The following is a 25,712-nucleotide window of genomic DNA, read 5'->3' as shown; positions in this document are numbered from 1 at the left end:
ACCCTATTAAATCCATTCTGGCAAATTTTATGCCTGTACTTTCTTCCAGATCATCATAAAGCACTGTATTTCCACCAAAAGCTTTATACAATTCATTTGCAATTTTTGTACACTTTTCTGTTCTATGATGTAAATTTATTAACCCGATTTTAAAAGGCGCCACTGCCTCTGGCCATATAATTCCTTTGCTATCATGAAAAACTTCTATTATTGCTCCAACAAGCCTAGATACCCCTACACCATATGAACCCATATGTATATTGACATTTTCTCCACTTTTTAGAGTAATATTCGCTTTCATTGGCTGTGAGTATTTATCACCAAAATAAAAAATATGTCCAACTTCAATTCCTTTGCTAATTTTCAATCTCTCCTGAGATATAGGACAGGATTCAATGTTATACATATCATCTGCAACTGCATATATATGCCTTAAGCTTTCTATTTCCTCATCTTCAAGTAATTTTACAAATTCATTATCATAATATAAAGTGCTTTCTCCAGTATTTGCTAATATATGAAATTCATGGCTTAAATTTCCTCCTATTGGACCAGTGTCTGCCCTCACACCAATTGGTGTTAAGCCTATACGTTTAAAAATCTTTATGTAAGTCTTATACATTAAATTATATGAATTTATTGCATTTTCGTAATCTATATCAAAACTATATGCATCCTTCATTAAAAACTCTCTACCCCTCATCACACCAAAACGTGGTCTCAGTTCATCACGAAATTTCCACTGAATTTGATATAAATACAACGGCAAACTTTTATAACTCTTTACTACATTTCTAATTAAATCTATTGCAACTTCTTCATGAGTGGGACCAAAAAGCATATTACGTTGGCCTCTATCATTTATACGCAACATCTCTTCACCATAATCATTATAACGTCCTGACTCTTGCCAAAGGCTTGCCGGCTGTATACAAGGCATTAAAATCTCGATTGCACCAGATTTCTCCATTTCCTCTCTAATTATGTATTCAATATTTTGCAATACTTTTAAACCTAATGGTAACCATGTATAAATACCTGATACTACCTGCTTAATTAAACCTGCACGCAGGGAATACTTATGAGAGATAATTCCAGCATCACTTGGAGCTTCTTTCAAAGTAGGAAGATAATATTTAGATAAATACATTATAACCTTAATATGCTGCACCTAAACATATCACACATCGCACTTCTAGTAAATAGATTCCAGTGCTTTGCGTTTATATTAATTTCTCCATTTTATATTGAGGATCAGAAGCAATTCCATATACCCTTTTTGGAGGTAAAACCTTATTCTTAATACCAAAAACCACACCTTCATATATTGCTGCAAGCACATCTTTTAGGTCACAATCTGCTCCAGGAACACGATGTTCCAGTCTACATTTAGTAAAATCACTAGGAATTCTAATTGCAGCAGTTCTATTATTTACACCCCAACTGACTGTTGTTGGAGTGTTTATATCTGGATATTTAAACCTTAAATATGAATTGTTATTTGGAACAAAATATGACATATGTCTTTTCAACATTGAACATAGCCCACCAATACTATAAATTAAATAATTATTATATAAGCGAAATAGATTTTGGTTGTTATCGTCCAATAAATTAATATGTATATTTAACGCACTACCTGCTCTATTTAAATAAGGTTTAGCCTCAAACAAGACATTACCTCCTTGCTTTTCTACTACTTCTACAAGCATCTCCTTCACTATTTTGAAATGCTCCCATAAAATATTAGCATTGGTATAACACCCGCTTTTTATTTCAAATTGATGTATGGACTTTTCCTTTTCACAAATAAATCCAAGCAAGCCTATCTCGTCTTTAATCTTGGAAAGAAAGAAATTTTCTTCAGTATTTTCAATATAAAATTCCAATTCAATACCAAAAACAGGTAGCATGCCTATTTGTTTTGTCCCTGCTGAGTATTATTATTCACTTTATTAATAGATATTTCCTCCAACACAACAGACTGGGCACTACTACATTCTTCTTCTGATCCAGATATACAAATTTTTTCTTTTGATTCATCCATACTTTTCTCACCAGTTTCAGACATATCCTTATTTGAAGCTTCTAATAAAGAAGAGTTTTTTCCATTTAAAATACGCTTTAATAGCTTTCTCAATTTTACACATATCTTTTTCATTATCATTCATTTTCTTACTTAAATGTTTTATAAAAGACCTAATTACATCTTTACCAAGAATACGCATGTCAACATGCTCTTCACTAAGCAAATATCGCGTAAGAATATGATCAGTAATCTCTGCACCACGTGCAAGCAGTAACTGTGTTATTTGTGAACATATATTTTTATCTGTCTTAGTATCTGCACACTTTACCATTCCAAGAATTCCAGATAGAGGGGTTTGTCTTACATCACAAGCAATATTAACATCTGTGCTGTTATTCAACAATTCTGTAATTACATTGAGAATCTCAGGTTGACGTATACATATTACAGCCTTTTACAGCCTTATAAAGCGCAGTCTCTCCTTTCTGATCCACAGCATTAACATCTACTTTATCATGTTGTATAAAACGCTTAACTTCCCGTACATTGCCAGAAGTTACTGCACGATGCAGAGCAGGCAGCAATTTATCATTATAACAATCATTAAAAAAAGAGTAATCAGTGAGTCTATTCAATTTTACCAGTAAAGCACTGTTAATAAGTATAGTCTGATGAACACTCTTCACAAGCATAGTACCATATTGCATATCAAATCGAGCTGGTGCAGTCAATTTCTGAATCAATAGTTTAGCTGTTGTTAGTTTTATTCTATCTAAAATGTTATCCAATTGATTTATACTAACTAAATAATACGATGCACAGCAATCGTTCTTATCTCTTGCACTTAAAGCTTCACTAGTAATTATATATACGAATTTTTCTAGGTCTTGATAAGATAAATCTAATATTTTATTAGCTATTATAAGCAGAGATAAAACATTTCTATCACGTTTATCACATTGTTTCAGATCTTCTTCAGTTAAACTATTAATATAAGTATTATTAGCCTGGAATATTTCTCTCGCAGTTATTTCCCTTTTTGTTTTTTGTTCATGTTCTTCTGCGAAAGCCGTATTTAAATAATTTTGTAATTTACGAATAACATTATCATTCTTGAAAGAAGGCAAAACCAAGGAAGGTGGGATGTATTTTGTGGAGTGTTGTATGTTTTGAAAAGTGGTTGCCAATGGGGAATGTTACCGAAAGAATTTCCAAAGTTGTGTTGTTATGATTACTTCAAGAAGTGGACAGAACACAAATAAAGAAAGTATTCTAGAAAAATAGTTGGCAAGGTTCGACGAAACAATAATCGGAAAGAAAAAACAAGCTTCTGCATAATTGATGCACAAAGTGTCAAAAACAGAGATACTGCTAAAGAGAAAGGGTATAAAAAAGGTAAAGCACCATATTGCAGTAGATACGCAACACATGCAATTTACGTGACAACAGACTGATCGGAGCGGTGCTATAGCAATGATGCAAGAGGAAACCTTTTGGAGATTAGTAGTTGACTCAGGGAGAGAATTTTGCAACTAAGATAAAAGAGATGATTGGTGCAACTGTATTGAAACTGCATTCTTTTGTTCTGCTGCCAACAAGATGGGTTGTGGAATGCTCCTTTGGACGATTGTGGAAAAACTGCGAGAAACAGCTCAACACTAACATGCAAATGGTTGTTTTAGCTTTTGCTGTTTTACTTCTCAAAAGATTATGAACAGGTTCTAATTAAATTATATTTTAGCTTATACTGACTTTCTACCAGTCTTTGAATTTTTTATTATCTTTTATCCACTTTATAAAGTGAGTTCTATTGCATACAGTTCTATCATCAATAATTTTTTCACATACTCTTTATGCTCACTTTTTAAACACTCCTGTAACTATATTAGATAATTCTAAATCAATGGTATAGTGTTCTGTAAGTTCCAAGCTAAGTTTATCAATGTCTTCACTATCGTTTAATCTATCATTTATTTTACAAAAAGCTTCATACATTGCTTCTGCATAGAACTCTTTATCTGATTGATCAACTAAATCATATTCTAGTTTATACTTACTGCTTACCCAGTTTGTGAAATCATTATTATCCTTTACCCATCTTATAAAGTGCGTTCTATCACATACAGTCCTATCAGGAATCAGCTTATTACAAAAACCCTTTACATCCTCCTCTACTACCTCTTTCGACTTAGTAATGCACGCTTTTCCTCGCTTAACTCAATAGGTAGTATATTATCTCTTCTGTTGGGCAACTTCTTTGTGCATATAGCCCCAGCAAGAAATGCTGCTTTTATTATATCTAGTTGATCACTATACTTTGACTTATCTTTCTGACAACAAACTAAGTAATGAAAATACTCGTAACATATATATCCTGACATTTTCACCACATATTAATAGCCAAACTATGTATTTTAAGAGTTTAATATGACAAATTACAGTGGTTAAGCATACAGTTTAACTACAATACATTTAAACTCACTAAGTCTTAATTGCTTATTATATAGAACTTGACTTTCAATGGTAATCACTTAACAATTAAGTTAGCTTCTAGAGCTACAATAATGAATTAATTAAATATGAGTAAAAGTGTTTCTAAACATAAAAAAAGTAATATACTAGGAAACTTTGATATCATCAAAACTGCAATCGAAGTTTCAGAGCAAAAAGGTTTAGATTTTGAAGTTATAATGAAAGCACTAGAAAGTGCTATAGGGGCTGTAGCACACCAAAAATATGGTGATAAGAGTAAGATTATTATCAATATAGATAGAAATACAGGAAGAGTGCATGCTCACAGAATATTAAAAGTGGTAGAAGATAATTCAGACTTAAACTCATACATTGAGTTTATCACTCTCTCACAAGCAAAATTGATGCATCCAAATGATACAGTAAAGATTGGTGATACTGTACAAGAACTACTCTCTCTCGATACAGACCTTACATCAGCAAGAATTGCTCAGCAAAAAATTGTACAAGTTATTAGAGACGCAGAGCTAGAAAAACAATATGCAGATTTTAAAGATAAAGTAGGCGAAATTAGATACGGTATTATAAGGCAAGTAGGGTATCCAGACCTTGTGCTTGATATAAACGGCACGCATGCATTTCTTCCACTAAGAAATTTAATAGGTGATGAAAGATTTCGTGAGGGTGATAAAGTCAAGACTTATATACAAAATGTCAAGCGCTCTGATGATGGAAAGCAAGTGATTTTGTCTCGTACGCATCCAGGATTTTTAGAAGCGTTGCTCAAGCAAGAAGTACCAGAAGTTGCTGATGGGTTGGTAGTCGTTAAATCTACAGTGAGAGATGCCGGATCAAGGTCAAAGATTGCTGTTTTCTCTCCTGATAAAAATATCGATCCGGTAGGAGCGTGCGTAGGCATTAGAGGAGATAGAATTAAATCGATAATACAAGAGTTAAATGGAGAAAAAATTGATGTCATACACTACTCTCCTGATCTGGGACAATTTATTGTAAGAGCAATTACTCCTGCAGAAGTATCTAAAGTCATTATTGATGAAGATGAAAAGCATATAGAATTAATTGTACCTGAAGATCAGCTAAGTCTTGCTATAGGTAAAAAAGGCCAAAATATCAGATTAGCTTCAGAGCTTGTTGGGTGGAAAACTGAAATATTAAGTGTTTCACAAGAATCAGAAAGACGTAATAAAGAATTTACTCAATGTTCTGCTTTATTTGCTGAAGCGCTAAATTTAGAAGAAATGATGGGGCAACTTCTAGTGACTGAGGGATTTTCAAGCGTAGAGGATATAGCTAATGCTTCAATTAAAGAGCTTTCTTCTATAGAAGGTTTCAGTCAAGATATTGCACATGAATTGCACAATAGAGCACACAAATATCTTCAGGAAGAAAATGATAAACAAATTGCAGAGTTAAAAACTTTAGGTATGGATGAATATGTAATCAATTTACCATTATCAATAAATGACAAATTTGCCTTAATAAAACATGGAGCTAAAACTTTAGCAGATATTGCAGATTTATCCAGCTATGAATTTTGTAATATGCTTTCCTCTGCAGATCAAAAAGCTAGTTTAGAACAGTTAAAAAGTTTAGCTAATTCAATAATAATAGAAGCACGTAAAAAATTAGGAATAATATGAATGACGAAGATATCAGTAGTAAAAGGTTAACTCTTCAAGGTTCAGGTAAACTTAAGCTAGCTAGTGCTGTACTAGGTGCAACTATCGGAACTACTATAGTAAAAAAGCGTAGAAAAAGGCTTGATGAGGAGAATATTGATCATAGCCATCTAAGCTCCCTCACAGAACAAGAACAAATATCACGTATACATGCTGTTCAGAATGCTGCTCTACTAAAAAGTCACACAACAGAAGAAAATGATAAAGATACTTTTGTAGAAGAAACTGAAAAATTTGTAGAGGAATCTGTAGAAGCAGTTGATGAAAAAGAAGAAGTGCCAGAACATTCACAAGATAATAGTGAAGATAGCAAAAAAAAATCTGCTAAAATAAGTAAAGATGTGTATTCTAAACATTCCAAATTAATTATTGAGCAAGCAATAGATGAAAGAGTTGAACAGAATTTTAGGCAAAAATTTGGTATCAGAAATAAAAAATCAAAATTTACCAAAGGGAAAAATATATCAAGAGAAGTAATTGTACCAGATAATATTACAATTAAGGAATTATCTATACGTATGGCAGAAAATAGTAAAAATGTATTAAAGCTGTTAAAAGAAGACATTGGAGAAAATTATATGATTGGCGACTTAATTGATCCTGATATAGCGTGTAAAATAGTGAAGAAGTTTGGTCATATAGCTAAGAGAGTCAGCGAAACCAGCAAAGAAAAAAATTTATTATCTTTAGATAACAGAGGAGAGTTATCAAAAGAACAAAAATCACCTGTTGTTACTTTTATGGGTCATGTAAATCATGGTAAAACTTCTTTATTAGATGCACTGCGTCAATCTAATATTGCAAAAAGTGAAGCTGGAGGTATCACGCAACATATCGGTGCTTATCAGATGACAACAGCAACTCAACAAAAAATTACATTTATTGATACCCCTGGACACCAAGCATTTACTGAAATACGTGCTCGTGGTGCAAATATTACTAATATTGTTGTAATTGTAATAGCAGCAGATGATGGAATAAATGACCAGACAACTGAAGCAATTAACCACGCAAAAGCAGCAGGTGTTCCTATAATCGTAGCAATAAATAAAATTGATAAATCACAGCCTGGTGATGTAGAAAAAATCACTAATAAATTACCTGAACATGGTCTAATTCCTGACAATTTAGATGGTGATGTCATTGTTATTCCAGTATCAGCAAAAAAAAGAATTAATTTAGACAAATTAGAAGAAGCAATTTTGCTCATTGCTGAATTAATGGATCTTCAAGCAATAGTAGATTGTCGCGCATTAGGGTGGGTAATAGAAGCTAGAAAAGATAAGGCCAAAGGGATTTCAGCAACGTTAATAGTTGAAGAAGGTACATTAAAAATAGGTGATACGTTAGTAGCAGGAACAACGTATGGTAAAGTGCGCAACATGGTAAACCACCTTGGTAAAAGTGAGAAAGCTGCTTTACCATCTACACCTGTTGAAATTACTGGATTAAATGATATGCCATATGCTGGAGACAAATTCGTTGTTGTACAGTCTGAAAAACAGGCACGTGAAATTGTTGCACATAGACTGGAATTAGTTAAACGAAAAAAAGAAAATCTAGAGGAAAATAATCCAGATATGTTCCTCAGTAATGATAAAAAGATGGAAGAACTGGCTGTAATTCTAAAATGTGATGTTACTGGCTCCATTAATGCAATTTCAAATTCAATTGATAAATTAGGTAAAGATCAAATAAAAGTAAATATACTACATAAAGCAGTTGGGGGAATTACAGATTCAGACATACTTCTTGCAGAAGCATCTCACGCAGTGATTTTGGCATTTAATATAAAAATAGATTCAAGAATAAAAGATTTAGCAAAACAGAAAGGTATAAAAATATATAGCTACAATATAATATACGACCTTATTGATGATATGAAGTCATATCTAACTAATATGCTTAAGCCAGTAACTCGAGAGGTTCAGATAGGCTCTGCTGTTGTAAGGCAGATATTTGGTATATCTAAAGCTGGATCTGTTATTGGATGTTATGTAAATAATGGTGTGATACGAAGAGATTCCATGATTCAAATAATACGTAACAATAAATTATTAAATAAAGGCAAGCTAAAAGCATTACGTAGATTCAAAGATGATGTTAAAGAAGTAGGAGCAAATTTTGAATGTGGAATGTTGATAGAGAGCAAAGCTGATATTAAAGTTAACGATATATTAGAAGCTTACCAATTAATAGAAGAAACAGCTACATTATAATGAAGAAAGAAATTAGAAATTTAAAAGTAGCATCAGTACTACATAGAGCACTATCTATGATCTTAATGAAAAATAATATTCTCAGTAAAAGCGTACTGATATCCGCGGTAAAATTAAGTAAGGACCTTAATAAGGCCAACGTGTATATTGTATTATCATCAGCAAATGGAGAAAGTGATAATATTAATCCCATTATTAACGAAATAAATCAATCTATAGGGTTAATACGTAAATATCTATCACAGTACGTTAATTTACGCTTTATACCTGAATTAGTTTTTAAGCCGGATTTAGCATTTAACAATTTTATTAACATCAACCAAATATTACAAGATTGATGCGTTTTACCTCTTATTTGACATTGATGAGATTGAATAACATTACTGGGCTATGGCTTTTATTATTCCCAAGCTTAAGCGGCATAATACTAGCTTCTTCTTGCTTAGACTGGCACACTTTTTATTACCTTATTCTGTTTAGTGTAGGAACATTTTTAATGAGACCTGCTGGATGTATCATTAATGATATATTTGATAAAGAAATAGATATGCATGTTGAGCGTACAAAATGTAGACCATTAGCAAGTGGTATATTAAGCATAAAGCAGGCTTTAATTCTATTTTTATCACTGTTATCTATTGCATTTATAATACTCTTATTAACAAATAAAATTACAGTAATATTGGGAATAATTGCTGTATTCATGGTAATTATTTATCCATTATTAAAACGTTACATATGGTGGCCTCAATTATTTCTTGGATTAACATTTAATATTGGAATATTAATGGGTTCTTCTGCCATACAAAATAAAATCAGTATGGAATCCCTTTCATTTTATATAGGGTGTGTTTTTTGGACACTTAGTTACGATACTATATATGCACATCAAGATAAAGATGATGATGTTAGAATTGGTATAAAGTCAACAGCATTATATTTTGGTAATAACACAAAAACCTGGCTAAAAAGATTTTATATATTATCTATTATGATGTGGTTATATGCAGGAATTTTAGCATCACTGCATAACATTTTTTACATAGCACTATGTATTATAGGCATTATGCTATATTATCAGCATAAAAAATTCGACTGTGATAACTCTGCTCAATGTATGTTAATGTTTAAGAACAATTCTTATATAGGGTTACTGCTCTTTTTAGGTATATTTTTTGGTAGAATTATCAGCTAGGCGTATTCACAATAGATTTAACTCTTCTTTTTCTTTTCCAATTCTTTGGACGTTGTATAGGTTGCTCTGTAACATCTGCTGAATGTAGTATTGTGCCCCCCAGGGGTTAAATCAAAGGACAGAAGAACAATCTCATATAGTGAGTTCTGATGGTGGTATAGTGTCTCTTCCTAATTCTGAAGGTGGATTTAATAATAGACCTTTTACGAAATTAATGCTTAGAAGATTTCTGTGGTCCAAAAAAAACTATTAAGTTGGATAACCTTTAAAATAAGAAAAATTTTATCAAAAAGAGACATTTTTTACTCTTTTGCATAATTTTCTGTTTCGTAAAAGATCTAATGATTAAGAAGCTGATACCAATGCAAAAGAAATACATAATGTAGGTACACACTTAACAGATGTAACAGCTACAGCTAGCACAAGTAAAGACTTAACCAAATAAGGTAAGGTTTGCATTAAATCAAAGTAACGTAAAATAAGATTTTTTCTAAATGTTTTTGTTGTCCTTAAGTTGTTTATTAAAATTTTCTTTAATAATCTGTTTTTCTCTTGCAATAGCAAAGCTTTCTTTTGGAACATCTTTCACTATAACGCTTCCTGCTGCAATCATAGAATTATCATGAATATTAAGCGGTGCAACCAATGAACTATTAGCACCAATAAAGCAATCTCTACCTATGCGTGTCTTGTGTTTATTCTTGCCATCATAATTACAAACTATTGTACCTGCACCTATATTACTTCCATGCCCTATTTCAGTATCTCCTATATAACTTAAATGTTTTATTTTAACATTTCTCTGAATGTTACTCTTTTTTATCTCTACAAAATTACCTACTATTGCATGATCGTCAATTGTTGTATTTTTTCTTATCCTTGCAAACGGGCCAATGGTAGCACCTTTCATAATGACACAATGCTCCAGATGAGAAAACGATAATATTCTTACCTCAGATTGAACTGTAACTCCGGGGCCAAAAAAAACATATGGATCTACAACAGTATCTTTGAAAATTTGTGTATCAAGTGAAAAAAACAGAGTTTTTGGAGAAACAAGTGTGACTCCTAAATCAGTGAAGAGCTTTCTTTTATCCTCTTGAAAATACACTTCAGCTTTTATCAAATCATCTCTATTATTTATACCTATTCCCTCTGCCTCATCGGTGACCACATACCCTACTTCTAAACCACATGTTGCTGCAATAGATACTATATCAGTTAGATGATATTCATGTTTACGCTCTATTTTCCTTACTAGATTATGCAATTCCTTTGCATATGCTACAATTACCCCAGCATTCGCAAGATATTCTCTTTTTACTGTATCATTTTGTGCTTCTACAATTGCCTTTAAGGCACCATTTTCAATAATTAACCTGCCATATTCTGGCTTATGAGATTTAAAACCAAGACAAACCAAAGCTTTATTTTGCAGGATATCAATCATTTCTATTATGGTACTGCTTTTTATTAATGGAGTATCACCATATTGCACTACAATTATGTCCAAATCTCGTAGTTCTGTAAGATTATGAAGTGCAGTGCGTACTGCATAACCTGTACCAAGTATTGATTCCTGCGTAATCAATTCTATATCAGAAAGTTTACTTAGATTTTCTCTCAAAGATTGATTCACTACAATAACGATATTTTCTGGTGCTAATTGCTTTGCATTAAAAATCACATGCTCTAACATAGGGAAATTACCTATTTTATGCAATACTTTAGGTAAATTTGAGTTCATGCGCTTACCATAACCAGCAGCAAGTACAATTACTGTATGAACTTTATTCATTTTGATGCAAAATGAACACTATAGTGATTAAGCCAATTAATTTTATTATCATAGAAATTCCTTAAATCATCAATCTGATATTTTATCATTGCTAATCTTTCAACACCAATACCAAATGCAAAACCGCTATACTGCGTATTATCTATACCAACATTTTTAAAAACATTAGGATGCACGATACCACATCCAAGTACTTCTATCCATTTATTACCCTTATAGTTTATATCTACTTCTGCAGAAGGTTCAGTAAATGGAAAAAAACTATTGCGAAAACGTATTTTTAAATCTTTGCTTGCAAAAAATTTTTTAAGAAAGCAGTGAATGGTAAATTTCAATTGACCCATATTTACATTTTTATCAACATATAGGCCTTCTACTTGATGAAACATAGGAGTATGAGTTGCATCAAAATCATTCCTGTATACCCTTCCTGGTGCCACTATTTTAATTGGAAAATGCTTTGCTTTTTCCATAATCCTAATTTGTACAGATGAAGTGTGAGTACGCAGTAGCATTTTCTGATTATTCATTTTATCTGTCAGATAAAATGTATCCTGCGTCTCTCTTGCAGGATGATGGCTTGGAGTATTTAAAGCATCAAATACATGAAATTCATCCTCTATATCAGGCCCGTCAACTATTTTAAAGCCCATATGTGCAAAAATAAACTTTATTTCGCTAATAACCTTAGTTAACAAATGAATCTTTCCAACTTTTTCTGGTCTCACAGGTAGTGTGATATCCACTGTTTCATTTTGTAATTTAAGATTTATTTCTTCTGTTTTTAATCTACTTGCTCTTTCTTGTATTATAGCAGTTAATTTATCATAAAAAGCATTAATAATTGCACCTAGCTTCCTCTTTTCCTCCACATTTTCTATTTTTTTTAGATTATGGAAATAAGATCTGATTATTCCCTTCTTGCCCAAATAATCTAGCTTGATCTTCTCTAACCCTTGCAATGAAACAATAGTTTTAATTTCAGAAATAGCTTTACTTTCAAGTAAAGCTATTTCTACTTCTAGTTTGTTATACACTTTTCTTCATTTTCTGTCTGCTATTAGAGCAGCCTAAATGCCTATTTCTAGCAGCGTGTAATAACGTTATCTCAGCAACATTTTGTATAATATCTCGTGCTTTTATTATATCTAATTCAATTTGATTTAATAAGTCTTTCCACTTTGAGAATGTTAGTATCATATAATCTTCTTTCCTTTATTTTCATTAGTATAACATTACTTAATATAGTGTCTATTTCTTTGTAATATGAGGTATTACTCCAGATTTTAGTGCATGAAACTCTCTCCTTTTATGCAATACCTATAAGCATAGTTTTCTGTATTAGAACCTGTTCATAATCTTTTGAGAAGTAAAACAGCAAAAGCTAAAACAACCATTTGCAGGCTAGTGTTGAGCTATTTCCGCAGTTTTGCCACAATCGTCTACATTAGATCTTTTGCGAAACAGAAAATTATTCAAAAGAGTAAAAAATGTCTCTTTTTGATAAAATTTTTCTCTTGTTTTAAAGGCTATCCAACTTAATAGTTTCTTGGACCCCAGAAAATCTTCTGAGTATTAATTTCGCAATAGGTCTTCTCTTTCTTATTCTTGCACTCATCTCATCCTTATTTCTTCTTCTGACATTTCGCAATGGGTCCACTATTGGAATGTTAAAACGTTTTTGCTGACAAATATCGAAATCGACGAAAGCAATTTGGCATTAGATTTAATTTAATCGCTGGATATGAACTCTGAAATGAGGTTTGGAAAAAACTCTATGAGATTAAAATGGGCAAACTACTACACCATTTGATTTATTCTTGTAGAATAAATCCTAAGCTCTAGACTGCTGTCCCTGTTGTGCATTTGCCGTAGCATAAAGGTTACTCACTTCACTATTAGAAATAGTGTTAGGACCAGCACAATATAATGATACACCAGTAAGAACAGCACATACAACAAGAGCTACAATAGCAATACTACCATCACTCATACAAATAGCACCGTATGTACATGTATTATAAAACTTCCGTACAATGGGCAGAGACACTACAGCCCCTCTGGAAATTGTTTTTTACACTCCTTCTCTAAGCCGCTTTAAATTTTTCTTCGCAAAATTTATGCATAATATTATAATTAATTTACATAATGTTATGATAGTACTATGAAAAACTTGAAAGAGTTATCCATAAGAATTAAGAATATTCAATCCGTACAGAAAACTACTAAAATAATGCAGATGATTTCTGCCACTAAACTATCACAAAATCAAAAAAAGTTATTATACTTAAGGATGTATATATCTAAATTACATAATATTATCTCTTTCCTCTCTAAGGCAAAAACCTTAAATGTCAAAAATGATGATTTATATTTGCTATTTATTATAGCATCTGATCGTGGCTTATGTGGTAATTTTAACTCTTCTATTATTAAATTTAGTCATCAACATATAGAAAATTTTATACTCAATAGTAAAAGTATAGATATTGTTTTTTTAGGTACAAAAGCTTTTGATATTGGCAAGAATAAATTGGATTCTAGTATTAATATCTTGCATACAGAAAAAAGCAAAGATATTACCCTAGAACGCATCAATAGTATTATTAATGGTATGGATTTAAGTAAATATAGTAAAATAAAAATTTTTTATAATAAATTTTATAATACTTTTGTATACAAATCAACATTAGAAATAGTTAAACCATGGAATAGTGACTCGTCTTTAATTGATAAATCATTAATTAATGTTATGGATTATCTCTATGCATATGAGCCAAATGACACTGAGTTTATTTTAAAATCCCTTGTTCAAAATTATACTGCAATCGCTATCTATTCTGCCTTACTAGAAAATGCAACAAGTGAAAATAGTGCAAGGATGGTTACTATGGAATCGGCAAATAGGAATACAAAAGAGATGCTTGGTAAGCTTTCATTATCTTACAACCGTTCTCGTCAAGCAGCAATTACTACAGACTTAATTGAAATTATCAGTGGTGCGGAGTTTTCATAAATGGATATACTAAACATTGCAGCAGATATTACTCAATCAATCAAGAAGCGCAATTTATATGCAGAAGTAGTGATACACGAAACTAATAAAATCTCAGTTTCTCAACGTTTGCTGAAAATAGAGCAAGTATCACAATCAAAAAATTGCACTATTGGCATTAGGGCCATAGCAAACAAAAATAAATCTGCATATGTATCTACTAATGATTTAACTAATCTTGATGAAGTAATAAATTTAGTGATTGAAATGGCAAAAAATGCACCAGAGGATATTTATATTGATTTTGCCACACAAGATCTGCCATCTGTAACAGGTTTAGCAATTTTAGATAGCAATATTATTACTATAAATGATTTAACTAAAATTACTGAAACTGCAGAAAATACTGCTCTCAAACATGATAAAATTATTAATTCTGAAGGAGCATCCGCTTCATACACTTTGACCAATATAGCATTATCTACAGCTACAGGTTTCATTGGCTCATTTAGCAAGTCAATCTTTACCAATGAAGTTGCTGTTATTGCTAGAGAAAAAGACCAGATGAAAGTTGGTTATGAGTACGATATAGGGTGTAATTTTTATGATCTCAAGACTCCGCAAATTATAGGAACAGAAGCAGCGCAAAGGGCAGCTGCTCAGCTAAATGCACGTACTATAGAAACTAGTAGATTGCCAGTTGTTCTAGAAAAGAGAGCAGCAAAAGAGCTTGTTAAAAATTTTGCATCTGCTATCAATAGTAATAACGTAGCAAGTAACAGTTCTTTCTTGCAAAATAGTTTAAATGCTAGCATTTTTAGTGATCAAATTACAATTATTGATAATCCAATGTTGCCAAAAGGAATAGCATCAAGACCATTCGATGGGGAAGGAATAGTAAGTAAAAAGAATATACTCGTGTGCAATGGAATTTTACAAAATTGGATTTTAGATCTATCTTCAGCGAAACGTTTAAACTTAATCACAACTGGTAATGCAATAAGAGCAAGCAATGCATCTATCACACCTGGAGCTAGTAATTTTTATATTAAGAACGGTGATATTACATTTGCAGAGTTAATACAAAATATCACAAAGGGCATTTTTGTCACTGATGTGTTTGGTTTTGGTATTAACTTAATTAATGGTGATTATAGTCAAGGTGCATCTGGTTTTTATATAGAAAATGGAGAAATAACGTATCCAGTGCATGAAATTACCATTGCTGGTAATTTAAAAGATATGTTGAGTAATATCACTATTGCAGATGATTTAAGCTTTTGTGGGCAATATAATTCTCCAACGATCAAAATTGCTGAAATGACAGTTGCAGGCTCATCCAAAATTTAATTGCACTTGATATAATTATCATGTAAAATAATAATGACAACTGTGAAATATAAAGTTGTGCTTTTCTAAAACTAGCGTGGCATTCAATTTCAAAGTTTCTCATTTATTAAAATTTATATCCAGGAGTTATAAGATGGAATATGGTAATTTAAAGTGGTTTGATGTAGCAAGAGGTTTTGGTTTTATTGAACCAGACAATAAAGAAGAAAAAGAAGAGGTATTTGTACATGCTAGTGAATTTACGCGCTCTGGAATCAACATTAATACACTAAAAGTAGCAAGACACGGCAGGCCAGGACAAAGATTAAGTTATGATCTTGAAACCAAAACCAATAAAAAAACTGGTAAAACACAAATATTTGCAATTAAATTAAGGTTAGTGGAGGAATAAATTTAAGTAATTAATTTGCATAATAGAGTAGTGAAGCGATAGTTCACTGATAAAAGAAGAGTTGGTGTATCTTTATGGTATAGAAAATATAATGTTTTTCATTTTCAGTTCTTCTTTTACTGTCTTTTTATATTAAAATCTGTTGCATTAGCTTTTTTTGTCTTGTCTGATGCTCAATAAATCTTTATTGGGTTAGCTATAAATATGGATTGCTTTATAAGACGACTTTATAAATAAGTCAAAGGATATGAAACTTGAATCAACGGAAAGAAGTTTTAATTTAATTCTCTCACTGGATGATTAATAAATAAAAGGACTAAAAAGTATACCAAATCTATTCTGATCTAAACATTTTCTCTGTATATTTTTTCAGTAGACCCATTGCGAAATACGCTATAAAAACAATTTTACTATATTGCCAATGGTTTGGAAAGAACTCTATTGCTTAATTTCTTCTGCATATTGCTCATAAAAATTTTTTGATAATAATTCTATATACTGTCTATTTTTGTTTTCTAATGCAGATATACAAGTATGCTTTTCATATAATCAAAAACTTTTTAATGATTCCATATGTCTGATGAAAAATTAGATTGGCAAAAAAATGTTAAACGCATAGAGTGTAAAAAAACTACTTTTAACACTTATTATCAGACAAAATTACCAAAGAAACAACTCTATACTAATAATCTACAACATAGACATGATATTTCGCAAAATTATTTAAAGGATAAATACTTCATAAATGTTATGCTAGATTTGCATAATTATAGTATCGATAATGCTTACCATAAATTAATAGATTTCATTATTGAAAATTATCAAATGTGTAATAGGTGTTTATTAGTTGTAACAGGACATAGCAGTACAATCAATGAAACAGAAACTATAAAAAGCAGCTTTAATACATGGTTAAATAACCCTAAAATCCAGCACATGATCTTATCCTGCAAACAAGCAGCAAAAAAACATGGAGGAAAAGGAGCATTTTATATTTTATTAAGAAGAAATATAAACCTAACTTAGATCTATAACTCTATCATCAATGTAATATTGACAGTACATTGAAGAGCTGATATAAATCCAAGATAGAGATGAGGAAATGACCAACAGACCTTTTAATGCTCAGAAGATTTACTGGGATCAAAAAAACTGTTAAGTTGGATAGCCTTAAAAAAAAGAAATTTTATCAAGAAGACGCATTTTTATGCTTTTGCAGTAATTTTCTGTTTCACAAAAGGTCTTATGAACTCTGAAAATGAGATTTGGAAAGAACTCTATTATTTATACTGGATAACGTTCCACCTTTATTATTGAATTATAAATAATTTGTGATATAATAACATAGCGGAGAATATAATTTTATGGCAAGTATGAATGATAATTTAGTGGTTACATTAAAAGCTGCGTTGAAAGAGCTTAATTATGATAAATTAAAGGCTCAGCTTAGTAATGATGAAGTACGTTCTGGTGAATGTATGTATAAAGACCTTTCTAGGATGGATGTGCTTATTAATGGCAAGAGTATCAATAAAGATTTGATTACTAAGTTATATGAACAACATAATGACCTATTACATAAGAAAGAAGAATTAAAAGAGCTGCAAGAAAATGAAGAGGTTTTTGAGTGTACAAGTACAGTAGAAGAATTAGAAAAGCTACGAGAAGAGAAAGATGAAGACAAGGATTATCGCTCTTTTGTAAAAGAAGTGTTAAAAAAAATGTTCGAATATGCTGGAGCACAGGTTCCCAATAATGCTATTCTAGAAGAATTAANTGTATGGTGAAAATAGACTTGCCTGCTATTTTGGTGAAACATACGGGCTCATGTGTAATTCTCATTCTACAGTACACATTGATTGTAATAATCATGCTAATATAACGGTTACTTGCAACGAAAACGTCACTATCCGTAATAAAAGAGAAGTAGAAATAGAAATATGTCAATTGAATGGTTCAATAAAATTTACACTTGAATCTAAAGATGACAAAAATATAGCATATACAGATGGCAAGTTGTCATTTGCTATTCCTAAAGAATTGAAAAATTATAAAGTAGGTGGTAAAAATTTATTTGATATTATCAGAGAATATTTTCAAAAATTATGTGAAAAATTAGGATTCAATTTTGAAGAGAAAATAGAATATCATTTTGATGCACTATCAGCAGCTGGATACTTAGAAAGTGTTGAACCACTAATTAATTTTATAAATATACAACCACCACGTAATATATAGAGAGTAATAAAAAAAGACCTATATATTACTGCGTAGGTAATATTTCATCTAATAAAAAAGAGTTAACTGACAAAATTGTCCTTTCTTGAATGTGTTTAATATAACCTTGGGCATTGGCGAAACATTGGGTAAAAGGAATAGGACAAAGAATAATAATCCCCTTTTTCATTAAGATTTAGCGTACAAGATCTGCTATTTTGTTATTATGTAGTGTACACTTAACGAAGCCAAAGGATAGAAGAAGTAAAAGCAATAAAACCAAGGAAAGAGGATATTTTTTATCGAAATGAGAGAAAATACGTCTAAAGTACTTAATTTTACTGAAAAAACACTCGATTAGGTGTCGTTCTTTGTAAAGAGGTTTATCGTAATATCTTTGCACTTTTCTATGACATTTGGATGATAACAGAGATACACTAGAGTAGACCCATTGCGAAATGCCAGAAGAAGAAATAAGGATGAGATGAGTGCAAGAATAAGAAAGAGTATTGAAGGTTCAGCAATGATATTGAATTTCATATTGTGTTTCTTCTGAAAATTACGGTAAACATGTGACATAATTTTGAAAATCTTTATTTGCCTAATCTTATTTCATCCTTAATGATGCTAATCTTTTATTACTGCTCTGGTGTTAAAGGTTTCTTACGATACCTTTTATAAGGAATAACAACTTTACTCTGTAATTTTTACCATCCTTGATATCCAGAATCTGTATATTTTATACTATTTTTAGGTAAAAACTTCTCTTGCTTCCTGATATGAAAGTCATGTGTGCTTCCTGCATATGACTTGGATACTTTTTCCATTTCTTTCCATAAGAATCTCGGTTTTTACTGTGTGCACTTTCTTTTTTCCAGAATAACTCTTCTTTTTCTTCTTCCAATTCTTTGGACGTTGTATAGGTTGCTCTGTAAGATTTCCATCTGGTTCTATCTTTTGTAATGTTGATCTTCTTTGCTAATAACGGTTCTATTTTCTGTAGTAATCTACTTTCTGTAGTAATCTACATATATTAGATTCATGTCAGATATCCAAGAAACACGTGTGTTATATATGTTCTATAATAAACATAAAACCTTATCTTCTAATATGTGATCTTCTACCATGATTTTTCTTATTCTTTTCAACCTTCTCCCACTCAGGACTGATTTCTTCTACTAAATTCTTTGATGCCTACTGCTGTTAATTGCTTGAATATTCTTGCCCTGTTTTTGAGCTTTTTATAGCTTATACCCATTTCATATACACAAAATTACTTGTTTACACTTTCTTCCTTGCTTTCGCAATAGATTTAAATTTTTTATAAATGTGGTTGAATGTTTTTTTTTATAATGTACAATGAATATTTTATGGCTTTTAGAGCTTGGATATGTTCTATAAAAATGGTGATGGTAATAGTGGGGAATTTTATGCTAGAATCAAGCATGAAGAGTTAACTAGGCAAGAAAAATTAAATAAGCTTCAAAGCGAATCTAATGAGTTTGCGCAATATGATGAATGTGCTGCAGTTCTACTTGAAGAGAAGACAAATGACTTAGAAGAAAGCTCTGAGTTTTCTGTTTTACTTTCTAATGTAGAGTTATTTGCTACGACTTTCGATAGTGGTTTTTGTGGCTTGAGTAAAGACATATGGGAAGGGTTTTGCTGTTATATCCAGTATATTTTTAGCAAAAAAAAGCACAAAAAAAATTGGCTAGCTTTATTGTTTAGGAAGTTTCGCATGGAACAGTCACTTCTTGAGAAATTAAGGCATGAGATAGAAGAACTAAGAAAGATATTGGAGAATGATGAACTATCTGATAAAGAAAGAATACAAATTGCAAAGAGACTTGGAACACTACAAATACTACTATTACAAACCATTGAGTACGTTCTGTTAGGATCAAGTGAGTATACATTATTGTATAATATAATACTTAAAAAAAATCACAAACAGAATGATCTTTTTAGATCGCAACCAGAAAATAAAACAAATAGTATTAACACAGTTAAACTATTACAACAGACAACAAGTAGAATGGACAGCATGTTATCTACAAATATGTCGTATAAAAGTGTTCATAGTGAACTTAAAATTTTTAATCATTCATTAGGTTACAAGGTATCAATAGATTATAAGTTATCAGTATCAAAAGATGTAGTTATTAAAGATGTATGCATTAAAGATCGTGTTATTAATGCACAATATGCAGAACAACAACCTTACTGTAGACAGCTTACTCATTATGATACGCAGGATTCTAGTAGCGAACAACAGGTAGTATCACATCAAGGTAGAGGGGAGCACAGTAACAAGGGTATGCCATCATCTGTGAAACAAAAGAAAAAACAGCGAGATGCTGATGTAATGAAATGTTCAGACACACAATCAGGTATTAATGACCCTAATGTAGCAGCACATACCACAGGTCAAAAAGTAAATATGCAAAGATCAAATTGACAAAAATGATAATTTACTTTAATGTATATAAGAATTAGGATGGAAGGGAGTAAACATGATAATAGAAAGAACTATGTTGTTTTGGGAACCATATAGGAAGACTCCTGATGAAATAAATAAAATAAGAAAGCTTATAAGTCAACGTTGTAGTATTACAACGGAGAAAGCGTTGGTACGCGCATATAATGTTAATAATCTTTATTTAAATATTAAGCATAGTAATTTTCTAGCGACTGGAAAACATATTATTAATACTTTTAACAGTGACATGACCATTGAGGAATCTGGCGCTTATTTAAATTCTATTGGGGTAACAACGACCGAAAGATTTAGCAAACTCTATGAAAATAATGATAGTCTAGCACAGTCTTTTAACCTTAAATATTTTCCATTTAATTGCGGTAAAACAGACATAAGGAAAAATACAGAATCTAGAAAACTTGAATCAAAAATACTACTTAGGCCAGAAGTTACCTCTAACCTAGAAGGGCATTTAGCTCATTCTATGATTGAAGTAATTTTACTCGATGAAGGTAAAGATAAAGGTGAATTTATAGGTAAATTAGTTTCTTATAAAGATACTGAAAAATATATTGCATGTATTAAGTTTGACAGTGATGACAGCAAAAAGAAATTTTTAGAAGACTTCTTATATGAAGTATGGAAAATAATAGCGAGATATGATAAAGAGTTTCCAGAAGACAAAAAGTTTTCAGAAGACGAGATGATTGTGAGATTGAGAGATAAGGTGATATTGATAGATAACATGAAAGTATATATTAAAAAGGATATCTTTAGTAATGTTCATTTTATAGAAAGCTATACACTACGCACTGCTAACGCTATAGGATTAAATATTATTGATCGTAATAATTTTGACTGCCCTGATGAAGAGAAAGAGTATATTCTTTACTTACAAAACATATTTGAAAGTTGGTTAACTGAATATGTTAATCAAAACGCAAAGATAAATATTAGTTTATATAAAAATGTTCAATATTCCTTCACACCCAAATTCAAAATCGATAGACGTTTTGACATTCTTGTACCAATGATACAAACTGCAGATGGTTCACTGCGATACCTAAGTCTAGATGAAGCAAATATTATCAATAGTACATTCGATGGTTTGCATGCATTAAATGCTATTCAAGTAGGTAGTAGCAATCTAAAAACTTCCAGTACCTGTCTTGATCTCCATAGGATACACGGTGTGGACTTTAATAATAATGACAGTATATACGCTATAGACTTTAATATTGAGGAACTTGCCTTTTTTTTTATCGTTATTCAATTTATAGAGCGTTCTCATATGAAATGTGTGGGAAAGAAACATGAATTGACTTTCGGATCTAAAAATAGCATTTCACCACCTTCACTAGCTAGTCAATTGAATGACAGTGGATTTAGTGAAGTTAGTGAAGAAAGAGATTTAACACAGCAATCTACTCCTAGTACATCGATGCAAAATACAAAAAAAACAGCAAGTACACAATCAACAAATCGTTCCAGTCGACAGTGTAATCTATTGTAGATATATTTATAGATCATTAACGATTGAGACACTTGAGTTATTTTCAGTAAATAACTCAAGAATAACATTAGGTATTGTACCGTCCACTATATGTGCCATACCAGAACATTCTTCGACCATCCTAGTGCATGTCATGAGTGTTTCAATCAATTTTTCTCCCTTAATTTCTTTATTATTGATTGCAGTATTTAGATTTTTTACAGATATCTTTCTATTACTCATCTCATTTATTTCTTCATCTCCCTCGCTAAAAATTATTACTTTAGATGCAGAAACAGCAATTGCTATTGCACCTACAACACTTTCAGCATTAATATGATATGTTTCTCCATTTTTTCCATAACCTACTGGTGCGATTACTGGTATAAAATCGGATTCTTCTAGAAAAAACAGTATATCAGGATTAATTTCAACAGGCTTGCCAATAAACCCCATATCTAAAATTTTTTCAATGTTACTTAATTTATTTTCTTTTAAGGTAGTAGCTATTTTTTCTGCTTTCATGAGGTTGCCATCCTTTCCACATAGTCCGATAGCTGACCCTCCAGCAGCATTGATATATTGAACTATTTTTTTATTAATTGATCCACATAACACCATCTCTATGATATTCATTGTTTCTTTATCTGTAAGCCTCATATCATTGATGAACTTGTTATTTATGCCAAGCATTTTTAGTGCTGCATTTATTTCATACTCTCCTTCATGTATAATTATAGGGTTTATGCCTAGCTGTTTTAAAAGAACAATATTATGGACAAAAGCATTTAATAGTGTTTCATCTGACATTGCTACGCCACCATATTTTATGACGAATGTCTCACTTACAAAATTAGGTATATTAGAAAGTGCTTCAAGCAGTATCTTGCTTTTCTCTTGAAATGAGAATCCACTTTTTAGATTGTTCATATAATCTTATAGATTGCATTTTTCAAGTTTTTGATACCTGAACTTGTATATGAGCTTACCTCATGCATAAGCAGAGCTTGATTATTAATCCACTTGCAAGAGCTTTCTCTAATTGCATGTAAATGTTGTATGCTCATTTTATCTATTTTTGTTAGTATAAGATCAAAATTTATATGATTACATGTTAACCAGTAAATAAAGTCTTTGTCTATTTCTTTTAATCCAACTTTCCCATCTACTAATACAAATACTTTTTTTAGGTTCCTTCTATAGAAGAGATAGTGCTCTACTAAATTTAAATATTTAACGATCTCTTTTTTACTTGCACGTGAATAACCGTATCCTGGCAAATCAACAAGTCTGAGCCTGTGGTTATATGCAGAATAAAAATTTATTTGCCTAGTACAACCAGGGTTAGAAGATACTCTTGCAGCTTTTTTACTGTTAATTAATGCATTAATTAAGCTAGATTTGCCCACATTAGACCGTCCAGCAAATGCAACCTCTGGAGCTAATTCATTAGGTAATAGCTTTATATCTGATGCTCCAAAGATAAAACCATTGTCTTGCTTCATATTATATTACTTGATATTAAAAGGTTTTTATACTACTTATTTAAAGTGGTTCAAGCTATATTTTATGGAAACAGAGAGTAACTTACAGGATTTAAAAAGAAAATTTGACGTTATAGAAAAAAAATTAGCGCATCCTAGTCACCTAAGTCAAAAGGAGTTTATTAATTTATCTAAAGAATACTCTGAATTAAATCCTATAATAAAAATAATTAATGAATACGATGCTTTAAAACAAGAAGTTGCAGATTTAGATGCAATAATTAAGGATGAAAACAGCGAGTCTGATATAAAAGAATTAGCAAGAGAAGAATTCTTAAAAAAACAGAAAGTAGTGTTACCTCAGGTAAAAGACAAATTGAAATTGGCATTATTACCAAAGGATGCAGATGACTCAAAAAATGTTATATTGGAAATTCGAGCAGGTACAGGTGGTAATGAAGCAGCATTATTTGCAGCAGATCTATACCGTATGTATCAAAAATACGCAGAAAAGAAAAACTGGAAATTTGAACCATTAAATATCTCTAATACAGGTATAGGAGGATATAAGGAAGCTTCTGCATCAATTCATGGTACAGATGTATTTGCACGATTGAAATTTGAATCAGGAGTACATAGAGTACAAAGAGTGCCGGAAACTGAATCTTCAGGAAGATTACATACGTCTGCTGCAACTGTAGCAATATTACCTGAAGTAGAGGAAGTAGATTTTAAGATAGAAGAGAAAGATTTACGAATAGATGTGTATAGATCTAGTGGTCCAGGAGGGCAATCTGTCAATACTACTGATAGTGCAGTTAGAATCACACATCTGCCAACTGGTATAGTTGTTATACAACAAGATGAAAAATCACAACATAAAAATAAGGCTAAAGCTTTAAAAGTGTTAAGAGCAAGATTATATGAAATTGAAAGACAAAAAAAAGAAATGGAAAGGTCACATTTGAGGAAAAGTCAAATAGGTTCTGGTGATCGGTCTGAACGTATAAGAACATATAATTTCCCACAATCAAGAATAACAGATCATAGGATTAATCTTACTTCGCATAAACTTGAACATGTATTGAAAGAGGGTGAATTAGGTGAATTTATTGAAGCGCTGATTGCACATCATGAAGCAGAAAGATTAGTCGGGGAATAGGTGTACATTGACAACAAATATTCTGCATATTTTTACCAAAAAGTACTGGAACACAGAAAATTATTGCAAAAGCGTAAAAAATATATCTTTTTGATAAAATTTTTCTTATTTTAACCGTAACTATATGCTGCTGGTATCTAATCCTTCTAAAGCCACATCTTATCATCTTCGGGCTATTGAGGAAAGAGAGCTATACTTGCATCAGATTAGGCAGAAAAAATGGTTACCCTAAATCTGAACACATAAGAAATGCTTTTTTAATCTTAAAGATTATGCTCTATGTTAGCATTCCAAAATTTTTTATATCATCTATGACTTTTTTCATGTTCTGAGCCTGAAATATTGCTGATCCTGCAACTAAAATATCAGCACCTGCTTTTATAATTTCTGATACATTAGAAAGATTAATACCGCCATCCACTGAGATTTGCGTTTTTAAATTACGATCTTGTACCATTTTTTTCACAACAGATATCTTATGCAATTGTGAATCAATGAAACTTTGTCCACCAAAACCAGGATTCACTGACATGATTAAAACAATATCAAGTTCGTGTAATATATACTCCAATGCATTTGGATGTGTTGAAGGTACGATTGATACTCCAACTTTTACCATTTTTTCTCTATTATTTACATTCCTGTATGATTTTATTTTTTTAATCAAAGATTCAATGTGTACTTCAGTTTCTATATGTATAGTAATTATATCAGCACCTGCATTAA

General features: G+C 31.3%; 27 protein-coding genes and 2 pseudogenes. 14 read left to right on the top strand and 15 right to left on the bottom strand.

Annotation, left to right across the window (positions count from 1 at the left end; genetic code table 11):
- From proS to BIY23_RS02010, 5 genes are all read right to left on the bottom strand, one after another.
- On the bottom strand, nt 1-1,150 hold a 1,150-nt coding region (proS, locus tag BIY23_RS02025; protein ID WP_070064911.1), incomplete at its 3' end, for a proline--tRNA ligase.
- A 73-nt stretch (nt 1,151-1,223) separates the two neighbouring features.
- Complete coding sequence (locus tag BIY23_RS02020) at nt 1,224-1,913, bottom strand: type I glutamate--ammonia ligase (protein ID WP_070064910.1); 690 nt, start codon at nt 1,911-1,913, stop codon at nt 1,224-1,226.
- A 2-nt stretch (nt 1,914-1,915) separates the two neighbouring features.
- On the bottom strand, nt 1,916-2,071 hold the full coding sequence (locus BIY23_RS05225; RefSeq protein ID WP_186820141.1) for a hypothetical protein: 156 nt from the start codon (nt 2,069-2,071) through the stop codon (nt 1,916-1,918).
- A gap of 4 nt (nt 2,072-2,075) precedes the next feature.
- Complete coding sequence (locus tag BIY23_RS02015) at nt 2,076-2,429, bottom strand: hypothetical protein (protein WP_070064909.1); 354 nt, start codon at nt 2,427-2,429, stop codon at nt 2,076-2,078.
- A 25-nt stretch (nt 2,430-2,454) separates the two neighbouring features.
- Nucleotides 2,455-3,156 (bottom strand): ankyrin repeat domain-containing protein, encoded by a 702-nt coding sequence (locus BIY23_RS02010; RefSeq protein WP_148115208.1) that lies wholly within the window; start codon nt 3,154-3,156, stop codon nt 2,455-2,457.
- A gap of 30 nt (nt 3,157-3,186) precedes the next feature.
- Between BIY23_RS02010 and BIY23_RS05660 the strand changes: the two genes are divergently transcribed.
- Nucleotides 3,187-3,291: a transposase gene (locus tag BIY23_RS05660; RefSeq protein WP_186820140.1), complete on the top strand. Its 105-nt coding sequence runs from the start codon at nt 3,187-3,189 to the stop codon at nt 3,289-3,291.
- A 15-nt stretch (nt 3,292-3,306) separates the two neighbouring features.
- Nucleotides 3,307-3,429: pseudogene (locus BIY23_RS05730) on the top strand (IS5/IS1182 family transposase); the annotation flags it as partial.
- A gap of 457 nt (nt 3,430-3,886) precedes the next feature.
- Here BIY23_RS05730 and BIY23_RS05220 read toward each other — a convergent pair.
- Together BIY23_RS05220 and BIY23_RS02000 are read right to left on the bottom strand one after the other, a co-directional pair.
- The gene (locus tag BIY23_RS05220) at nt 3,887-4,024 is read right to left on the bottom strand and encodes a hypothetical protein (RefSeq protein ID WP_186820139.1); all 138 of its coding nucleotides are present in this window, start codon (nt 4,022-4,024) and stop codon (nt 3,887-3,889) included.
- A gap of 179 nt (nt 4,025-4,203) precedes the next feature.
- On the bottom strand, nt 4,204-4,410 hold the full coding sequence (locus BIY23_RS02000) for a hypothetical protein (protein ID WP_070064907.1): 207 nt from the start codon (nt 4,408-4,410) through the stop codon (nt 4,204-4,206).
- A 198-nt stretch (nt 4,411-4,608) separates the two neighbouring features.
- Here BIY23_RS02000 and nusA point away from each other — a divergent pair, with 198 nt between their 5' ends.
- Genes nusA through ubiA form a run of 4 tightly spaced genes read left to right on the top strand, consistent with a single transcriptional unit; the run spans nt 4,609 to nt 9,615 of the window.
- Nucleotides 4,609-6,162 carry a transcription termination factor NusA gene (gene nusA / locus BIY23_RS01995; RefSeq protein WP_070064906.1) on the top strand — a complete coding sequence of 518 codons (1,554 nt, stop codon included), beginning with the start codon at nt 4,609-4,611 and terminating at the stop codon, nt 6,160-6,162.
- Nucleotides 6,159-8,420 carry a translation initiation factor IF-2 gene (gene infB, locus BIY23_RS01990; protein ID WP_070064905.1) on the top strand — a complete coding sequence of 754 codons (2,262 nt, stop codon included), beginning with the start codon at nt 6,159-6,161 and terminating at the stop codon, nt 8,418-8,420. The genes nusA and infB overlap by 4 nt, the downstream gene beginning before the upstream one ends.
- On the top strand, nt 8,420-8,758 hold the full coding sequence (rbfA, locus tag BIY23_RS01985) for a 30S ribosome-binding factor RbfA (RefSeq protein WP_070064904.1): 339 nt from the start codon (nt 8,420-8,422) through the stop codon (nt 8,756-8,758). Before infB ends, rbfA begins: the two co-directional genes overlap by 1 nt.
- The gene (ubiA, locus tag BIY23_RS01980; protein ID WP_070064903.1) at nt 8,758-9,615 is read left to right on the top strand and encodes a 4-hydroxybenzoate octaprenyltransferase; all 858 of its coding nucleotides are present in this window, start codon (nt 8,758-8,760) and stop codon (nt 9,613-9,615) included. Before rbfA ends, ubiA begins: the two co-directional genes overlap by 1 nt.
- 490 nt (nt 9,616-10,105) lie before the next feature.
- Here the strand turns inward: ubiA and glmU are convergent, their stop codons facing one another.
- From glmU to BIY23_RS05210, 4 genes are all read right to left on the bottom strand, one after another.
- Nucleotides 10,106-11,413 (bottom strand): bifunctional UDP-N-acetylglucosamine diphosphorylase/glucosamine-1-phosphate N-acetyltransferase GlmU, encoded by a 1,308-nt coding sequence (glmU, locus tag BIY23_RS01975; RefSeq protein WP_070064902.1) that lies wholly within the window; start codon nt 11,411-11,413, stop codon nt 10,106-10,108.
- Complete coding sequence (gene pheS / locus BIY23_RS01970; RefSeq protein WP_070064901.1) at nt 11,410-12,450, bottom strand: phenylalanine--tRNA ligase subunit alpha; 1,041 nt, start codon at nt 12,448-12,450, stop codon at nt 11,410-11,412. The genes glmU and pheS overlap by 4 nt, the downstream gene beginning before the upstream one ends.
- Complete coding sequence (locus BIY23_RS05215) at nt 12,443-12,613, bottom strand: hypothetical protein (RefSeq protein WP_186820138.1); 171 nt, start codon at nt 12,611-12,613, stop codon at nt 12,443-12,445. Before BIY23_RS05215 ends, pheS begins: the two co-directional genes overlap by 8 nt.
- A gap of 634 nt (nt 12,614-13,247) precedes the next feature.
- The gene (locus BIY23_RS05210; RefSeq protein ID WP_186820137.1) at nt 13,248-13,406 is read right to left on the bottom strand and encodes a hypothetical protein; all 159 of its coding nucleotides are present in this window, start codon (nt 13,404-13,406) and stop codon (nt 13,248-13,250) included.
- 171 nt (nt 13,407-13,577) lie between these two features.
- Here BIY23_RS05210 and atpG point away from each other — a divergent pair, with 171 nt between their 5' ends.
- From atpG to BIY23_RS01940, 5 genes are all read left to right on the top strand, one after another.
- Complete coding sequence (gene atpG / locus BIY23_RS01965) at nt 13,578-14,429, top strand: ATP synthase F1 subunit gamma (protein WP_070064900.1); 852 nt, start codon at nt 13,578-13,580, stop codon at nt 14,427-14,429.
- Nucleotides 14,430-15,758 carry a TldD/PmbA family protein gene (locus tag BIY23_RS01960; RefSeq protein WP_070064899.1) on the top strand — a complete coding sequence of 443 codons (1,329 nt, stop codon included), beginning with the start codon at nt 14,430-14,432 and terminating at the stop codon, nt 15,756-15,758.
- A 133-nt stretch (nt 15,759-15,891) separates the two neighbouring features.
- On the top strand, nt 15,892-16,149 hold the full coding sequence (locus BIY23_RS01955) for a cold-shock protein (RefSeq protein ID WP_070064898.1): 258 nt from the start codon (nt 15,892-15,894) through the stop codon (nt 16,147-16,149).
- 573 nt (nt 16,150-16,722) lie between these two features.
- The gene (locus BIY23_RS01950) at nt 16,723-17,175 is read left to right on the top strand and encodes a Smr/MutS family protein (RefSeq protein WP_070064897.1); all 453 of its coding nucleotides are present in this window, start codon (nt 16,723-16,725) and stop codon (nt 17,173-17,175) included.
- Nucleotides 17,176-17,976: 801 nt separating this feature from the next.
- Nucleotides 17,977-18,387: a hypothetical protein gene (locus BIY23_RS01940; RefSeq protein ID WP_070064895.1), complete on the top strand. Its 411-nt coding sequence runs from the start codon at nt 17,977-17,979 to the stop codon at nt 18,385-18,387.
- 498 nt (nt 18,388-18,885) lie between these two features.
- Here BIY23_RS01940 and BIY23_RS04875 read toward each other — a convergent pair.
- Nucleotides 18,886-19,548: pseudogene (locus BIY23_RS04875) on the bottom strand (transposase family protein); the annotation flags it as partial.
- 208 nt (nt 19,549-19,756) lie between these two features.
- Between BIY23_RS04875 and BIY23_RS01935 the strand changes: the two are divergent.
- Both BIY23_RS01935 and BIY23_RS01930 read left to right on the top strand, forming a co-directional pair.
- Nucleotides 19,757-20,827 carry a hypothetical protein gene (locus BIY23_RS01935; protein WP_070064894.1) on the top strand — a complete coding sequence of 357 codons (1,071 nt, stop codon included), beginning with the start codon at nt 19,757-19,759 and terminating at the stop codon, nt 20,825-20,827.
- 55 nt (nt 20,828-20,882) lie between these two features.
- On the top strand, nt 20,883-22,361 hold the full coding sequence (locus BIY23_RS01930; RefSeq protein ID WP_070064893.1) for a hypothetical protein: 1,479 nt from the start codon (nt 20,883-20,885) through the stop codon (nt 22,359-22,361).
- 6 nt (nt 22,362-22,367) lie between these two features.
- Here BIY23_RS01930 and argB read toward each other — a convergent pair whose 3' ends face one another.
- Both argB and yihA read right to left on the bottom strand, forming a co-directional pair.
- The gene (gene argB / locus BIY23_RS01925; RefSeq protein ID WP_070064892.1) at nt 22,368-23,270 is read right to left on the bottom strand and encodes an acetylglutamate kinase; all 903 of its coding nucleotides are present in this window, start codon (nt 23,268-23,270) and stop codon (nt 22,368-22,370) included.
- Complete coding sequence (gene yihA, locus BIY23_RS01920) at nt 23,267-23,845, bottom strand: ribosome biogenesis GTP-binding protein YihA/YsxC (protein ID WP_070064891.1); 579 nt, start codon at nt 23,843-23,845, stop codon at nt 23,267-23,269. The genes argB and yihA overlap by 4 nt, the downstream gene beginning before the upstream one ends.
- Nucleotides 23,846-23,909: 64 nt before the next feature.
- Between yihA and prfA the strand changes: the two genes are divergently transcribed.
- Nucleotides 23,910-24,986: a peptide chain release factor 1 gene (gene prfA, locus BIY23_RS01915; RefSeq protein ID WP_070064890.1), complete on the top strand. Its 1,077-nt coding sequence runs from the start codon at nt 23,910-23,912 to the stop codon at nt 24,984-24,986.
- Between the two features lie 277 nt (nt 24,987-25,263).
- Here prfA and BIY23_RS01910 read toward each other — a convergent pair.
- Nucleotides 25,264-25,712: ribulose-phosphate 3-epimerase (locus BIY23_RS01910; protein WP_148115207.1), on the bottom strand; the 449-nt coding region annotated here is incomplete at its 5' end.

It is taken from the genome of Wolbachia pipientis, from assembly GCF_001752665.1.
Lineage (GTDB): Bacteria > Pseudomonadota > Alphaproteobacteria > Rickettsiales > Anaplasmataceae > Wolbachia > Wolbachia pipientis_A.
The sequence above is the reverse complement of the archived record's forward strand: the minus strand, read 5'-3'. Positions and strand labels throughout refer to the sequence as shown.

Coding starts and splice junctions, on each gene's coding strand:
- BIY23_RS02020 (WP_070064910.1), bottom strand. CDS start 1,913: ATGCTACCTGTTTTTGGTATTGAATTGGAATTTTATATTGAAAATACT.
- BIY23_RS05225 (WP_186820141.1), bottom strand. CDS start 2,071: ATGTCTGAAACTGGTGAGAAAAGTATGGATGAATCAAAAGAAAAAATT.
- BIY23_RS05220 (WP_186820139.1), bottom strand. CDS start 4,024: ATGTATGAAGCTTTTTGTAAAATAAATGATAGATTAAACGATAGTGAA.
- BIY23_RS02000 (WP_070064907.1), bottom strand. CDS start 4,410: ATGTCAGGATATATATGTTACGAGTATTTTCATTACTTAGTTTGTTGT.
- nusA (WP_070064906.1), top strand. CDS start 4,609: ATGAGTAAAAGTGTTTCTAAACATAAAAAAAGTAATATACTAGGAAAC.
- infB (WP_070064905.1), top strand. CDS start 6,159: ATGAATGACGAAGATATCAGTAGTAAAAGGTTAACTCTTCAAGGTTCA.
- rbfA (WP_070064904.1), top strand. CDS start 8,420: ATGAAGAAAGAAATTAGAAATTTAAAAGTAGCATCAGTACTACATAGA.
- ubiA (WP_070064903.1), top strand. CDS start 8,758: ATGCGTTTTACCTCTTATTTGACATTGATGAGATTGAATAACATTACT.
- glmU (WP_070064902.1), bottom strand. CDS start 11,413: ATGAATAAAGTTCATACAGTAATTGTACTTGCTGCTGGTTATGGTAAG.
- BIY23_RS05215 (WP_186820138.1), bottom strand. CDS start 12,613: ATGATACTAACATTCTCAAAGTGGAAAGACTTATTAAATCAAATTGAA.
- BIY23_RS05210 (WP_186820137.1), bottom strand. CDS start 13,406: ATGAGTGATGGTAGTATTGCTATTGTAGCTCTTGTTGTATGTGCTGTT.
- atpG (WP_070064900.1), top strand. CDS start 13,578: ATGAAAAACTTGAAAGAGTTATCCATAAGAATTAAGAATATTCAATCC.
- BIY23_RS01960 (WP_070064899.1), top strand. CDS start 14,430: ATGGATATACTAAACATTGCAGCAGATATTACTCAATCAATCAAGAAG.
- BIY23_RS01955 (WP_070064898.1), top strand. CDS start 15,892: ATGGAATATGGTAATTTAAAGTGGTTTGATGTAGCAAGAGGTTTTGGT.
- BIY23_RS01950 (WP_070064897.1), top strand. CDS start 16,723: ATGTCTGATGAAAAATTAGATTGGCAAAAAAATGTTAAACGCATAGAG.
- BIY23_RS01940 (WP_070064895.1), top strand. CDS start 17,977: ATGTGTAATTCTCATTCTACAGTACACATTGATTGTAATAATCATGCT.
- BIY23_RS01935 (WP_070064894.1), top strand. CDS start 19,757: ATGTTCTATAAAAATGGTGATGGTAATAGTGGGGAATTTTATGCTAGA.
- BIY23_RS01930 (WP_070064893.1), top strand. CDS start 20,883: ATGATAATAGAAAGAACTATGTTGTTTTGGGAACCATATAGGAAGACT.
- argB (WP_070064892.1), bottom strand. CDS start 23,270: ATGAACAATCTAAAAAGTGGATTCTCATTTCAAGAGAAAAGCAAGATA.
- yihA (WP_070064891.1), bottom strand. CDS start 23,845: ATGAAGCAAGACAATGGTTTTATCTTTGGAGCATCAGATATAAAGCTA.
- prfA (WP_070064890.1), top strand. CDS start 23,910: ATGGAAACAGAGAGTAACTTACAGGATTTAAAAAGAAAATTTGACGTT.